Raw genomic sequence first — 13,695 nt, 5'->3', positions numbered from 1 at the left:
CTGCCGCACCAACCAGGTGCCCGCCAGTTCTTACGAACACAACGCTCTCCCTGAGATCAGGCCCGGTCGGTATTCCCGGCACAGGTGCGCCAGGCCGAAGCGGGTCGGCGGCTGACGCCCGTCCACCTGCCAAAACGCCCGGATTGTGATCATATCGGGCGCTTAGGTTGGCCGGTCGCGACGACCTGCGCACGTGCCGTGCCGTGCCGTCGCAGGCGAGAACGTCCCCAGGGCGGCCGACCCGGCGCGTGATCGGCCGGCTCGGGCGAGCCGGTCCCGCCCGGCGACTCGCGCTGGGCGCCGGTGCGCGCCCCAGCGGCGTGCCGGGGAAACCGGCCCTAGTCCGGGCGGCGGGCCAAGGACGCGAGGATGATCTCCCGCGTCGTGCGGACCGTGGTCGCGAAGGCGGCCGGGTCACGGCCGATGCGTTCCGCGCCGGCACGCATGACGCCGGACAGCAGCTCCACCGTGAGCTGGACGTCGCCGACGTCGCGGAACTCTCCGCGCGCCATGCCGTCCCGGACGACGTTCTCCACCTCGACGACGATCGCGTGGAACGGGCTGTCGGGGCCCTTCGGCGCCTCGGTGCCCGGCAGGCCGGTGCCCGGCCGGAACATTAGCTGCAGGATCTGGTCGGTGAACGCCTCCAGGACCGCCTCGATGATCTCCCGCAACCGGTCGGCGGCCGGGTCCGTGGACCGCGCCGCGATCGCGGTCACGCGCTCGACGGCGGGGCGGCCCGCCCGCTCGGTCAGCGCCAGGACCAGCGCGCTCTTGTCGCGCGCGTAGTTGTACAGCGTGTTGCGCGCGAGCCCGGCCTTGGCCGCGATGTGGCCCATGTTGATCGAGTCGTAGTCGCGTTCCAGCAGCATCCGCCGCATCGCCTCGGCGAGGTCCGCCCAGACCATCTCGTGGTGCTCTTCGATGCTGGCTCCCCGGATCCGCGGCATCCGATCACACTCCCCTCAGCCGCGGTTTCCGCGTGTCTGCTCGGCGGCCAGACCGGCGCTCGATAGATGCGCGTTCTCCTGGTGCGTCGAGGTGAGCTTGACGTGGTTGAGGCGCCAGCCGTCCGCCGTCCGGACCGCCTCGTTGTCGTAGAAGCCGACCACCAGCCAGCGATTGGGCCCGCCCCGGGCGAGCTCGTCCGGGACCCAGTGCTCGGCGCGGACGTGCGCGTGGATCGTCGCGCTGTCGCCCTGGACGTCGACGACATGGCCGGTGATGGCGTGGTGGGTCGCCGTGTAGGGCGCGAAGGAGGCGCGGAGAACCTCGACGTAATCACCGAGCGGCACGGTCGCGGGCGGGATCCCGGCGACCGACTCGAAGTCGAGCGTGACCGGGTCGGTGTGGACGAGGCCGGGCAGCTCGGTGAACTCCTTCAGGTCCGCGATGTCGGCATACCGGCCGAGCAGTTCGATGAGATCGGCGCGATCTCTGAGTGCGTCCACGGGACAACCCCTTCCACTCATGACGACGAGGCCGGACCTTCGCTGCGCTGCGCTCGCGCGCGCCGGCCACTGCCTCGCCCCCTATTTATCGACAACCTGTCGCAAGGATTACGACGATCTGTCGCAAAACTCAACCCGGGGGCTTCCGAGTCGCATACTGGGCTGGTGCGTCGAGCGTTCGCCCATGACGCGGCCGTCCTCATGAGGGCCGACGATGATCCGCGGGCTCCGGGTGCGGCCGTCACGGCCGCGCTGTGCGGGCACTGGGACCACGAGCCGCCGTGCCCGCTGGCGCCCCACCACGTCGCCGCCGAACGTTCGGGCGACACGGTACGGCTGCGGATCCTGTTCGCGGCCGAGCCGGCGGACGAGGCGGAGGTCCGTGACCGGATCGAGGCCGCCCTGTCCCGAGACCATCTCGACGGCCCGGACGGTGTCACCGTGCGGTGGAGGTTCTGTGGTGCGCAGCCGGGCTCCGTCCAGCCGGACGAAGCCCAGCACGCCGAACAGCTCGCCCGAGGGTGACACGCGTGACCGGGGCGTCGACTCCGCCACGTGCCACCGCTCTGCAAGCACGTCGGATGTGCGGGTGCGGCGTCAGCAATTGCAGGTGGGGCCGCAGTCCGTGCAGCCGGTGCAGTCGGACGTCTTGGGCGTCGCGGCCTGGGGGAGGGGCGCGCAGCAGGCGTCGCCGCGCCAGGCTTCGCGGCCTTCCTTGACCGCGACGGCGGCGATGACGAGGGCGGCGAGCGGGTCGGCCCAGGTCCAGCCGAACAGCGAGTTGACCGCGAGGCCGACCAGGAGCACCGCCGACAGGTAGGTGCAGAGCAGCGTCTGCTTGGAGTCGGCGACGGCGGTGGCCGAGCCGAGTTCGCGGCCGGCGCGGCGCTGGGCGTACGACAGGCCGGGCATGATCGCCAGCGAGAGGGCGGCGAGGACGAGGCCGGGCGTGGAGTGCCCGGCCTCGCCGGTGCCGGTGAGGGCGCGGACGGCGTCGGCGGTCACGTACGCGGCGAGCGCGAAGAACGAGAGCGCGATGACGCGCAGCGCCGTCTTCTCGCGGCGCTGCACCGTGGCGGGGTCGCGGGCGGCGAACTGCCAGGCGACGGCGGCGGCCGAGGCGACCTCGATCACCGAGTCGAGCCCGAACGCGATGAGGGCGCCGGACGACGCGGCCGTCCCGGCGGTGATCGCGACGGCGGCTTCGACCACGTTGTAGGTGATGGTCGCCGCCACCAGCAGGCGGACGCGCCGGGCCAGCAGCGCCCGGCGCACCGGCGGGTCGACGGTCGCGGACATCGTCAGCAGCACCCCTGTTCGTCCGCGTCGGGGCAGGTGGCGTCGGCGGCGACCGCGATGACGGCGGCGCGCAGGTCGTCCAGGGCGTGCCCGAGGCGGGCGTCGGCCAGCTCGTAGCGGACGCGCCGGCCCTGCGGCACCGCGACCACCAGCCCGCAGTCGCGCAGGCACGCCAGGTGGTTCGACAGCCGGGTCCGGGAGATGCCCAGGGTGTCGGCCAGGTCCGCGGGGTGGGCGGGGGCGTCGTGGAGGGCGAGGAGGATCCGGCAGCGGGTGGGGTCCGCCAGCGCGCGGCCGAACCGCGTCAGCGCGTCCAGTCCGGTGGCCAGGTCGACGGGGACGTCCGTGGAGTTCGCCATGGACGTCACGGTACACGTCTCCCTGAATTCAGGGAAAGGTGAACTATTCGGAACCTCGTCGTGCTCGACCACCCCGCCGGCGGTGGCGGTCGGCACGGCCGTCGACCGCCGCCCGGCGCACCCGGGACGCTAGGGGGCGGGTTCGGGTGGGCGGGACGGGAGGAAGAGGGCGGTGACGGTGGCGATCGTGGAGTTCGACGCCCAGGTCGCGATGGGCTACGAGATGCTGATCGGCCACCGCGAAGCCGCGGGCGTCGAAGCCGTCCGGATGCGGGAGGTCAAGGAGCTGATGGACCGCCGCGTCGCCGACGGCCACGGCGGGGAGGGCTTCTCGAGCCTGTTCGAACTCCTGGGGAAAGGCTGAGTGATGGCAGGCTCGACCCACCGACCATGACAGGAGAGCGCATGCGCACCGAGACCCTGGAAGTTCCCACCCCGGACGGCCGGGCCGACGCCTTCGCCGCCTTCCCCGACGACGGCGAGCGGCACCCGGGCGTCCTGCTGTACCCGGACGCCTTCAACCTGCGGCCTGTGCTGCGGGAGATGGCGCGCGAGCTGGCCGGGCACGGGTACCACGTGCTCGTCCCGAACCTCTACTACCGGCACGGCCCGGCACCGGTCGCCGACCTCCCCGAGCACATCGGGGAGGACGTCCGGTCCGAGATCATCGGCCGGATCTGGCCGCTGATCAAGGAGCACACTACCGAGCGGATCCTGCGCGACGCCGGCGCCTACCTCGACTTCCTCACGTCCCGGCCCGAGGTCGCGGCCGGGCCGGTCGGCGTGGTCGGCTACTGCATGGGCGCGGCCCTGGCGCTGCGCACCGCCGCGGCCCACCCCGGCCGGGTCGCCGCCATCGCCGGATTCCACCCCGGCTTCCTGGTGACCGACGCCCCCGACAGCCCGCACCGCCAGCTCGCCGAGCTCACCGCCGAGGTCCACCTGGGCCTCGCCGAAGGCGACCTGTCGCCCGAGGCCGCCGACGAACTCGGCCGGGCCCTGGACGCCGCGGGCGTCGCCCACGACATCGAGCTGTACCCGGGCACCGTCCACGGCTTCACCATGTCCGACACCGACGCCTTCGACGCGTCCGGGTTGCGCCGCCACTGGGACCGCCTCCTCCCCCTCCTCTCCCGCACCCTGACCACCGCGTGAGCGAGGACGGCGCCCGCGCATCAGCGCACGTCGGACGCGGACGCGGCCCCGGGTCAGGGGGTGATGTAGCCGCGGGAGATCGCGGCGGCGACGGCGGCGGCGCGGTCGTTGACGCCGAGCTTCGCGTAGGCGTGCAGCAGGTGGGTCTTGACCGTGGCCTCGCTGATGAACAGCCGCCGCGCCGCCTCGCGGTTCGTCGAGCCGCGCGCGATCAGCTCGAGGACGTCCAGCTCGCGCTGGGAGAGGGGCTGCGCGGCGGGGCGGCGCATCCGTCCCATGAGCCGGGTCGCGACGGTCGGGGAGAGCACCGACGTGCCGCGCGCGGCCGCCTCCACCGCGCGGAACAGCTCCTCGCGCGGCGCGTCCTTCAGCAGGTAGCCGGTCGCCCCGGCCTCGATCGCGAGCAGGACGTCGCCGTCGGTGTCGTACGTGGTCAGCACCAGCACGCGGGACGGCACGCCGCGCTTCGCGAGCTCCTTGATGGCGGTGACGCCGTCGGTCCCCGGCATGCGCAGGTCCATGAGGACGACGTCGGGGCGGAGCCGCTCCCCGGCCGCGATGGCCGCCGCGCCGTCCGCAACCTCCCCGACGACCTCGAAGCGCGCGTCGGCGCCGAACATGCCGCGCAGGCCGTCCCGCACCACCGGATGGTCGTCGACGATCAGCAGCGAGATCACTCCGCGCCTCCTGCCGGGATGGCCGGGACGGTCGCGGAGATCGCGGTGCCGCCGCCCGGCTCGGACTCGATGTCGAGGCGCCCGGAGAGGCGCTGCACCCGCTGCCGCATGCCGGTGAGGCCGAACCCGCCGCCGGCGGACCCGTTCGCGCGCCGGACGGCGGCGGGGTCGAAGCCGACGCCGTCGTCCCGGACGTCGAGGGTCACCAGGTCCTCCATGTACGACAGGGTCAGGCCGACGCGGCCCGCCTTCGCGTGCTTCGCCACGTTCGCGAGGGCCTCCTGCGCGGTGCGCAGCAGCGCCACCTCGACGTCCGTGTGCATCGGGCGGGCGTCGCCGGTGGTCGTCAGCACGGCGTCGACGCGGTTCGCCTCCGCCCACCGCCGCGCCACGTCGCCGATCGCGTCCGGGAGCCGGGCCTCGGCGAGGACGGCCGGTTCCACCGCGTGGACGGTCCGGCGGGCCTCGGTGAGGCTCTCCCGGGTCAGGTTCATCGCGCTGGTCACGTGCCGCCGCACCGCGACCGGGTCGTCCAGTCTGCCTTCGGCGGCCTGGAGCTGGGCGAGGACGCCCGCGAGGCCCTGGGCGAGCGTGTCGTGGATCTCCCGCGCCATCCGCTGCCGCTCGTCCAGCACCCCCGCCTCCCGGGCCTGGACGAGCAGCTGCGCGTGCAGGCCCGCGTTCTCCTCGAGCGCCGCCTCCAGCCGCGCGTTGGCCTTGTGGAGTTCGGCGAGCGCGCGCTTCTGGTTGATGTTGCGCCGGTCGCTCATCACGGCGAAGTGGAAGAACGACCCGGACAGCAGCAGGGTGACCAGGGCGATGACCGACCATTCCCACAAGCCGTCGTCCCGCATGCTGTCCAGGCCGCCCACGTACGCCATCGACGAGATCAGCGCCGTGGCGGCGACGCCGACGTACTGCCAGGCGCCCGTCAGGTAGACGGCCGCCTGGACGTATCCGGCGAACGCGAAGATGCCGTACCAGGGGGCGAGCACCACCAGCGCGGCCGCCAGCAGCATCATTCCGGTGTAGTACACGACCGTCAGCCGGCCGCCGCCGTCCGGCTCCGGGAGCATCCTGTGGAACGCGGAGATCCACACCGTCGCCACCAGGGTGAGCCCGAGCACCAGCACGAACCGTTCCTGCTGCAGCAGGGTGATGACGGTGCTCGCCGCGAGGAGGACGAACGGGAGAACGCCGATCATCGCGATCTCCCGGCGCTCCTCGCGGTCGAACTCCGCGCGCAGCTCGGCCTCGATGCTCACGACCTACTCCCAGCGGAAGTACCGCGCGGCCAGCCCGCCGGCCGCGACCGTCCACCCCAGCATGACGGCCACGTGCAGGAGTTGCGGCCAGTCACCGGCGGCGGCGTCCTGCAATGATTGCACGCCGGCGCCCAGCGGGGTGAAGTCGCTGATCGTCCGCAGGACGTCGTTCATCTCGTCGCGCGGCACCCACAGGCCCGCGAAGAACAGGATCGGGAAGAACAGGACGGTCCCGGCCGCGCCGGCGCTCTTGCCGTTCGGCGCCAGGGAGGCCACGAGCAGCCCGAGCGCGAACATCGCCGGCGCGCACAGCAGGTACGCCGCCAGGTAGGCCGGTTTCTGTTCGGGCAGGCCCACGTCGAACGCCGTACGGGCGATCGCCAGCACGGCCAGCATCGTCACCAGCGACATGAGCAGCGACACCAGCAGCTGCGCCCCGAGCATCACCGCCGGCCTGACCGGCGTCGTCCGCATGCGCCGCAGGACGCCCTTCTCGCGGTAGATCGCGAACTGCTGGGGCAGGCCGGTCATCGCCATCATGGCGATGCCCATCGCGACGAGGATCGGCGTGTACAGGTCGATGGTCCGCAGCCCGCCGAGCTCCTCCTGCGGGTCGCGGAACTCCGGGACCAGGCCGAGGACGACCAGCAGCAGCGGCGGGAACGCGAGCGCGAAGAACACGCTCATCGGTTCGCGGAAGAACAGTTTCGTCTCGGTGGCCGTCAGCCGGGCCAGCGCATTCATGATCGCCTCCTCAGGCGTCGATGGGGCGGCCGGTGAGGGCCACGAACGCGTCGTCCAGCGAGACCTGCTCCACCCGCAGGTCCGCCGCCGTCACGCGGTGCCGGGCGAGCACGGTCGTCACCGCGAGCAGCAGGTCCCCCGTGCCCGTCACGACGAGCTGCCCGCCCGCCCGCTCGACCGACGCCACCTCGGGCAGCGCGGCCAGCACGGCGTGGTCCAGCGGCGCCGACGGCCGGAACCGGATCCGCTGCCGGTCGTCGACCCGCGCGACGAGCCCCGCCGGGGTGTCCACGGCCACGACCCGTCCGGCGTCGATCACCGCCAGCCGGTCGCACAGCCGCTCCGCCTCCTCCATGAAGTGCGTGACCAGCAGGATCGTGACGCCCCGGGCGCGGACGTCCTCGATGAGCGCCCACGTGTCGCGGCGCGCCTGCGGGTCGAGGCCGGTCGTCAGCTCGTCCAGGACGGCCACCCGCGGGTTCCCGACCAGCGCGAGCGCGATCGACAGCCGCTGCTTCTGCCCGCCCGACAGCCGCCGGAACTGCGTGTTCCGCTTCCCCGCCAGGTCGAGCGTGTCGAGCAGCGCCCGCCAGTCGACGGGCGCCCGGTAGAACGACGCGTACAGCTCCATCGCCTCCCCGACCTTCAGCTTGTCGGGCAGCTCGCTCTCCTGCAGCTGCGCGCCGAGGAGCTGCCGCAGCTCGCCGCCGTCGCGCCGCGGGTCGAAGCCGCACACGCCGATGCGCCCGCCGTCCGGGGTGCGCAACCCCTCGATGCACTCGACCGTCGTCGTCTTGCCGGCCCCGTTCGGGCCCAGAATCCCGAAGATCTCGCCCTGCTCGACGGCGAAGCTCACCCCGTCCACCGCGGTGTGGTCGCCGTAGCGCTTGACGAGGTTCTCCACCTCGATGATCGCCATGAGGCCAGCGTCGCGTCCGGGCCTCACCCGCCGGATCGTCCGCGCGGTCCGCGGCGGCGCGGCGTTCGACGGAGCCGGGCATCCACCGAACGGTGGACGCCCGGCCCGTCCTACGCGGGCTCGCGCACCGCCTCGACGTCCCGTCCGGGCGCGAACACGCGGCGCGCCGGGAGGGCGACGAGCAGCGCGACGGCGACCAGCGCCCCGCTCGTCCACAGCGGCCCCGCGTTCCCGGCGCCGCCCAGCGCGGCCGCCGCCGCGAGCGGCCCCACCACGGCGCCGACGTTGAACGCCGCGGTCGCGTAGGCCCCGCCCATGGTCGGCGCGCCCGCCGCCTCGTACAGGACGCGCGCGATCAGCGTGCTGCCCACGGCGAACGACAGCGCACCCTGCACGAACACCAGGACGAGCAGCGCGACCGGGTACTCGGCCAGGACGGCCAGCGCGGGCCACCCCACGAGCAGCAGCGGCCCCCCGACCGCCAGCACCGCGCCCGGGCGCCGGTCCGACAGCCGTCCGGCGGCGGACACACCGGCGAACGAACCCGCGCCGAACAGCGCCAGGACGACCGGCACCCACAGCTCGCCGAGCCCCGCGGTGCCCGTCACCACCGGGTCGAGGAACGTGAAGCTCGCGAACGTCGCCGCGTTCACCAGCGCGCCCAGCCCCATGACCAGCACCAGCCGCGGCCGCCGCAGCCGCGCGAGCTCCGCCCCCAGCGACGGCCCGCCCGCGCCCTCACGCGCGGGACGCGGGATCCCCCGGAGGATGCCGGCGGCCGCCGGAAGGCACAGCGCCGCGACCGCCCAGAACGTGGCCCGCCACCCCAGCAGCGTGCCGAGCAGCGCGCCCCCGGGCACCCCGGCGATCGTCGCGACCGTCGTCCCCGACAGCAGCACCGCGAGCGCCCGTCCCTTCCGGTCGGACGGGACGAGCGTCGCGGCCGTCGTCATCGCCACGGCCAGGAAGCCCGCGTTCGCGAGCGCCGCGACGACCCGCGTCACGAACAGGACGGCGAAGCTCGACGTGACGGCGCCCACCACATGGGCCGCCGCGAACACGAGGACGAACGCGAGCAGGCTCGTCCGTCCGGGCCGGTTGCGGGCGAGCGCCGCCATCAGCGGCGCCCCGGCGACCATCCCGACCGCGAACGCCGAGGTGAGGGTGCCCGCGGCCGCGACGGACACGCCGAGATCGGCCGCGATGTCCGGCAGCAGGCCGGCGAGCATGAACTCCGAGGTGCCCATGGCGAAGACCGCCATCGCGAGCAGGTAGAGCGGAAGAGGCATCGAGCGACTCCGAGGTGAGGAGAGGTACGAGAGACGACGTCTCGTCACCGCGGTCAGCGCCTGCGGGCGCACCCGTCCGGCCGCGTACGCGGCGGGACGGACTCAGTGGTGCAGGGGGCTGACGGCGTGACCGAAAGCCCCCACCTCAACCGCCTCGGGGCTCGACATACCCCGCACGCTACCCGACCCCCCGGAGCCGGGGCACGCCGGTTTCGCGGGTGGACGGGGCCTGGGGGTGGCCGGGTGGCGCGCCGTCCGCGCCGGCCTCCCCCAGCCTCGCGGGGCTTGGCGCCGACGCGGACGTCCGGCGGGTGACGATGCCGTAGAGCGGCGGACCGGCCCCCGGCCATGCCGTTCGGGCACGTCCCATGGGCCGTCCGCAGGAGTTGATGGCGTACGCCCTCAACCGTGCCGGATCCGTCCGGAACGAAGGCGCCTTCCGCGAGCCGCTACGCCGTGATCCGCCCGCACCTTGACCGAATACGGCCACGCGGAACGGGAGGACGTGATGACCGGGCCCGACATTCTCGACATGCCGCGGAAACTCGCCGTACTGGCGGCGCGCTCGGCCGCGAAATCGAATTCGCACGTCGTCGGCTGGTACGCGGACCCATCGAAGGCGGCGTACGCGGTCACCCGAACGGTCGAGCGCATTCTCGGCCGTCCGACCAATGGTTTCGCGCAATGGGCGCGATAAAGCGCCGAAGCCTTTCGCTGATGGCGCGTTGTATTGCGGAACGTTCCAATCTGACTGGCGTCATACCCGGCTGTTAGCATCTGCTCGTTCAAAAGCGGAAATTCGCTGAATTGTTCCGCGTTGTTCGATCGTGCTGGGGGTTCTCGGTGGGCAGGCGCAGGAGGCCGGGCGGGGGACGCGGCGGAGGCGGGGCCGGCGGCGTCTTCGGCAAGATGGCCGGCGGCCTTTTCCGGGGCGGCAAGGGCCGCGGAGGATCTGGTGGCGGTGGGCCGAGGCTCCCCGGTCAGAAGCCGTCCGGACCGGACGGGCGCCGCCGCGGCCGCCGCAACGGCTCGGAGCAGTCGCAGGCCCGCCCCACCGACCGGACGCCCAAGGGCGGCGACCCGATCGGCATCGTCACCGGCGACGTCATCCTGTCCCAGGTCGACGTGTCGTGGCCGGGGATCCTGCCGCTGGTGCTGGAGCGGACGCACATCTCGTCGTTCCGCGCGGGCCGCTGGTTCGGGACGTCCTGGGGCTCGACGCTCGACCAGGCGCTCGAACTCGACGGCGAGGGCGTGCACTTCGTGGGTGCGGACGCGTCCGTCCGGACGTATCCGCTGAACCTGGTGCCGAACGTGGCGTTCATGCCGGGCGCCGGTCCGCGGCATCCGCTGACGCTGACGTCCGACGGCGGTTACACGCTCGACGACCCGTACACGGGACGCACCCTGCACTTCCCGGCGCCGGGGGAGGAGACGGGCTGGTCGCGGCTGCCGGTGACGGCGATCACCGACCGCAACGGCAACCGGATCGAGTTGGTGTACGAGGACCAGGTCCTCACCGAGGTACGCCACTCCGGCGGCTACCGGGTCCTGATCGACACCGCCCCGACCGGTGACGGCGACCACCGCATCACCGCCCTGCGCGCCGGTGACGGCACGACGCTCGTCCGGTTCGGCTACGACGAGGCCGGCGATCTGACCGAGGTCTTCGACTCCTCCGGTCTCCCGCAGCGGTTTTCTTACGACGACGAGCACCGGTTGACGGGGTGGGTGGACCGGAACGACTACTGGTACCGCTACACCTACGACGACCAGGGCCGCGCCATACGCGGCGAGGGCTCGGCGGGCGTCCTGAACGCCACGTTCGTCTACGACACCGACAACCGCCGCACCCTGGTCACCGACGCGCTCGGCCACACGACCGTCCACCGGTACAACGAGTTCGACCAGATCGTCGAGGAGACCGACCCCCTAGGCAACCTCACCCGCTCCGAGTGGGACGAGTTCGACCGGCTCCTCTCACGCACCGACCCGCTCGGCCACACGACCCGCTTCACCTACGACGAACGCGGCAACCTCACCGGCGTCCGCTACCCGGACGGGACGTCCGACGCCACGGAGTACAACGAGCTGAACCTCCCCGTCCGCCGGGTCCGGCCGGACGGCGCGGTGTGGCAGTGGACCTACGACGAGCGCGGCAACCTGACCAGCGAGACCGACCCCACCGGGGCCGTCACCGCGTTCGCCTACGACGACCGGGGCGGCCTGGTGTCGGTCACCGACGCCCTGGGGAACACCACCCGCGCCGAGCTGGATGCCGCGGGGTTGCCGGTCACGATCACCGATGCGTCCGGCGGCGCCTCCCGCCGCTCCTACGACGCGATGGGGCGTCCGACCGCCTACATCGACCCGACCGGCGCCCGCACCGCCTTCGCCTGGACGGTCGAAGGCCGCCCGGCGTCGGTGACGCTGCCGGACGGGACGGTCGAGCGGTGGCGGTACGACGGCGAGGGCAACCAGGTCGAGCACACCGACCCGCTCGGGCAGACGACCCGTACCGAGTTCGGGCCCCTCGACCTGCCGTCTGCGCTGATCAGGCCGGACGGGTCCCGGTTGGACTTCGTCCACGATGCCGAGCGGCGGCTGACCGCCGTCACCAACGACGCGGGCCTGACCTGGCGCTATACCTACGATGCCGCCGGACGCCTGACCGGCGAGACCGACTTCAACGGCCGCGCCCTCGCCTACGTCCTCGACGCCGCCGGACGCCCGACGTCCCGCACCAATGCCGCGGACGAAACCGTCACCTATGGCTGGGACCCGTTCGGCAACCTCCTCGAGAAGACGGTCGGCGGTCAGGTCACCCGCTTCGAGTACGACTCCATGGGCAATCTGACTCGGGCCGTCGGCCCGGGCGCCGAGTTGGACCTGCATCGCGACGCACTCGGCCGCGTCACCGCAGAGCGGGTCAACGGCGCCTCCACCGCCTACACCCGTGACCCGCTCGGCCGGGTCCTCACTCGCATTACGCCGTCCGGTACCGCCGAGTCCTGGAGTTACACCCCGACCGGGCTGCCCGCTCAGCTCGCCACCGGCGGCCGGACCCTCACCTTCACCCACGACCCGGTAGGCCGCGAGACCAGCCGCCGCGTCGACGACGCAGTGGCATTGGCCCAGCAGTGGGACGCCGCCGGCCGTCTCACCGCGCAGAGCCTGTGGGGCGCGCCCGCGCCGGGCACCGACCAGGCGCGGCTGCTGCAGCACCGCACCTACGCCTACCGGCCCGACGGGAACCTGACCGGGGTCACCGATCGCCTCACCGGTGACCGTGCCTACACCCTCGACGCCCGGGGACGCATCACCGCCGTCACGGCCCACGGCTGGAGCGAGCGGTACGCCTACGACGTCACCGGCAACCTCGCCCACGCCGACCACCCCGACCCGGACCCGGACGCCGCCGAGACCGGCCCCCGCGAGCACGAGGGCACCCTCGTGCGCCGCGCCGGACGCACCCGCTACGAGCACGACGCCCAAGGCCGCATCGTCCTGCGCGAACGCGTCACCCTGTCCGGCAAACGGCGCACGTGGCGGTTCCACTGGGACGCCGAAGACCGCCTCACCACCGTCGAAACCCCGGGCGGCGCGCACTGGCGCTACCACTACGACCCCCTCGGCCGCCGCATCGCCAAACACCAGTACGCCCCCGACGGCACCCACATCCAGACCTACACCTACACGTGGGACGGCACCCGCCTCGCCGAGCAGACCCATCACGTCCACACGCGAGAGCGCCTGCCCCGCACCACCACGTGGACCTACCGGCCGGGGAGTCACACTCCCCTCACCCAGACCGAGCGTTCCTCGGCGGCGACCGCACCCCAAGAGTGGATCGATCAGCGGTTCCACGCCATCGTCACCGACCTTGTCGGCACCCCCACCGAACTGGTCGGTCCCGATGGCGCCGTCATCCTCGCCCGCGCGAACGTGTGGGGTGCGAGCACGACCGAAGAGGCGTTCCCCTGCCCGCTGCGGCTGCCCGGGCAGTACCACGACCCCGAGACCGGGCTGCACTACAACTACCGCCGGTACTACGACCCCGCCGCCGCCGGGTACCTGTCGCCCGACCCGCTCGGCCTGGCGCCGCAGCCCAACCCGCACGCCTACGTCCTCAACCCCACCACCTGGCTCGACCCTCTCGGTCTGACGCCGCACAACTACCCGAAGCCCATCGGTCCTCAGCCGAAGGGGTACAGGACGCCGGAAGAGGCCGGGATGAACCCGGCCGTCGCACAGCGCATCCAGGCGGCGGCGAACAGGACCAAGCAACGGATCGTCGTGGTGGGCAGTCGCGCCTCGGGGACCGCGCACGCGGAGTCGGACTGGGACTACCTCATGAGCGGTCCATCGAAAGCCCGGGGACGGGCGGCCAACCTCCTCCCGCGAGGAGTGTCCGGCGGGGATTGGCAAGGCCGGAGAGTGGGGCAGGACATATGGCAGACCTATAATCCCGATGCCCCCGGTTATGCCAAGCTGGACATCAATCGCCCGCACGTGATTTTCGACCCGGAGTGACACC

14 protein-coding genes are annotated in these 13,695 nt (G+C 72.8%); 5 read left to right on the top strand and 9 right to left on the bottom strand.

What is annotated here, in order from left to right; all coding sequences use genetic code 11:
• Positions 1–338: 338 nt before the first annotated feature.
• Both AB0L25_RS05110 and AB0L25_RS05105 read right to left on the bottom strand, forming a co-directional pair.
• The gene (locus tag AB0L25_RS05110; RefSeq protein WP_500168783.1) at positions 339–950 is read right to left on the bottom strand and encodes a TetR/AcrR family transcriptional regulator; all 612 of its coding nucleotides are present in this window, start codon (positions 948–950) and stop codon (positions 339–341) included.
• A 15-nt stretch (positions 951–965) separates the two neighbouring features.
• Positions 966–1,451, bottom strand: coding sequence for a nuclear transport factor 2 family protein (locus AB0L25_RS05105; RefSeq protein WP_500168781.1), 486 nt, complete (start codon positions 1,449–1,451; stop codon positions 966–968).
• Between the two features lie 165 nt (positions 1,452–1,616).
• On the opposite strand from AB0L25_RS05105, the gene AB0L25_RS05100 reads away from it, so the two are divergent.
• Positions 1,617–1,976: a hypothetical protein gene (locus tag AB0L25_RS05100; protein WP_500168779.1), complete on the top strand. Its 360-nt coding sequence runs from the start codon at positions 1,617–1,619 to the stop codon at positions 1,974–1,976.
• A 72-nt stretch (positions 1,977–2,048) separates the two neighbouring features.
• Here the strand turns inward: AB0L25_RS05100 and AB0L25_RS05095 are convergent, their stop codons facing one another.
• Together AB0L25_RS05095 and AB0L25_RS05090 are read right to left on the bottom strand one after the other, a co-directional pair.
• Complete coding sequence (locus AB0L25_RS05095; RefSeq protein ID WP_500168900.1) at positions 2,049–2,750, bottom strand: cation efflux transmembrane domain-containing protein; 702 nt, start codon at positions 2,748–2,750, stop codon at positions 2,049–2,051.
• A 2-nt stretch (positions 2,751–2,752) separates the two neighbouring features.
• Positions 2,753–3,109 (bottom strand): ArsR/SmtB family transcription factor, encoded by a 357-nt coding sequence (locus AB0L25_RS05090; RefSeq protein ID WP_500168777.1) that lies wholly within the window; start codon positions 3,107–3,109, stop codon positions 2,753–2,755.
• A 172-nt stretch (positions 3,110–3,281) separates the two neighbouring features.
• Here AB0L25_RS05090 and AB0L25_RS05085 point away from each other — a divergent pair, with 172 nt between their 5' ends.
• Positions 3,282–3,473, top strand: coding sequence for an imine reductase family protein (locus tag AB0L25_RS05085; RefSeq protein ID WP_500168774.1), 192 nt, complete (start codon positions 3,282–3,284; stop codon positions 3,471–3,473).
• 41 nt (positions 3,474–3,514) lie between these two features.
• Positions 3,515–4,264 carry a dienelactone hydrolase family protein gene (locus AB0L25_RS05080; RefSeq protein WP_500168772.1) on the top strand — a complete coding sequence of 250 codons (750 nt, stop codon included), beginning with the start codon at positions 3,515–3,517 and terminating at the stop codon, positions 4,262–4,264.
• A 53-nt stretch (positions 4,265–4,317) separates the two neighbouring features.
• Here the strand turns inward: AB0L25_RS05080 and AB0L25_RS05075 are convergent, their stop codons facing one another.
• The 5 genes from AB0L25_RS05075 to AB0L25_RS05055 form a co-directional block, all read right to left on the bottom strand.
• On the bottom strand, positions 4,318–4,941 hold the full coding sequence (locus tag AB0L25_RS05075) for a response regulator (protein ID WP_500168770.1): 624 nt from the start codon (positions 4,939–4,941) through the stop codon (positions 4,318–4,320).
• On the bottom strand, positions 4,938–6,206 hold the full coding sequence (locus AB0L25_RS05070; protein WP_500168768.1) for a sensor histidine kinase: 1,269 nt from the start codon (positions 6,204–6,206) through the stop codon (positions 4,938–4,940). Before AB0L25_RS05070 ends, AB0L25_RS05075 begins: the two co-directional genes overlap by 4 nt.
• A 3-nt stretch (positions 6,207–6,209) precedes the next feature.
• Positions 6,210–6,950 (bottom strand): ABC transporter permease, encoded by a 741-nt coding sequence (locus tag AB0L25_RS05065; protein WP_500168767.1) that lies wholly within the window; start codon positions 6,948–6,950, stop codon positions 6,210–6,212.
• A gap of 10 nt (positions 6,951–6,960) precedes the next feature.
• Positions 6,961–7,869, bottom strand: coding sequence for an ABC transporter ATP-binding protein (locus AB0L25_RS05060; RefSeq protein WP_500168765.1), 909 nt, complete (start codon positions 7,867–7,869; stop codon positions 6,961–6,963).
• Positions 7,870–7,979: 110 nt separating this feature from the next.
• Positions 7,980–9,158: a Cmx/CmrA family chloramphenicol efflux MFS transporter gene (locus AB0L25_RS05055; RefSeq protein ID WP_500168763.1), complete on the bottom strand. Its 1,179-nt coding sequence runs from the start codon at positions 9,156–9,158 to the stop codon at positions 7,980–7,982.
• 472 nt (positions 9,159–9,630) lie between these two features.
• Here AB0L25_RS05055 and AB0L25_RS05050 point away from each other — a divergent pair, with 472 nt between their 5' ends.
• The gene (locus tag AB0L25_RS05050; RefSeq protein ID WP_500168761.1) at positions 9,631–9,855 is read left to right on the top strand and encodes a hypothetical protein; all 225 of its coding nucleotides are present in this window, start codon (positions 9,631–9,633) and stop codon (positions 9,853–9,855) included.
• A 212-nt stretch (positions 9,856–10,067) separates the two neighbouring features.
• Positions 10,068–13,691, top strand: a complete 3,624-nt coding sequence (locus AB0L25_RS05045; RefSeq protein WP_500168759.1) for an RHS repeat-associated core domain-containing protein — start codon at positions 10,068–10,070, stop codon at positions 13,689–13,691.
• Positions 13,692–13,695 lie beyond the last annotated feature (4 nt).

This window comes from Spirillospora sp. NPDC052242 (genome assembly GCF_040679555.1).
Lineage (GTDB): Bacteria > Actinomycetota > Actinomycetes > Streptosporangiales > Streptosporangiaceae > Spirillospora.
This window is presented reverse-complemented; position numbering and strand designations above follow the sequence as displayed.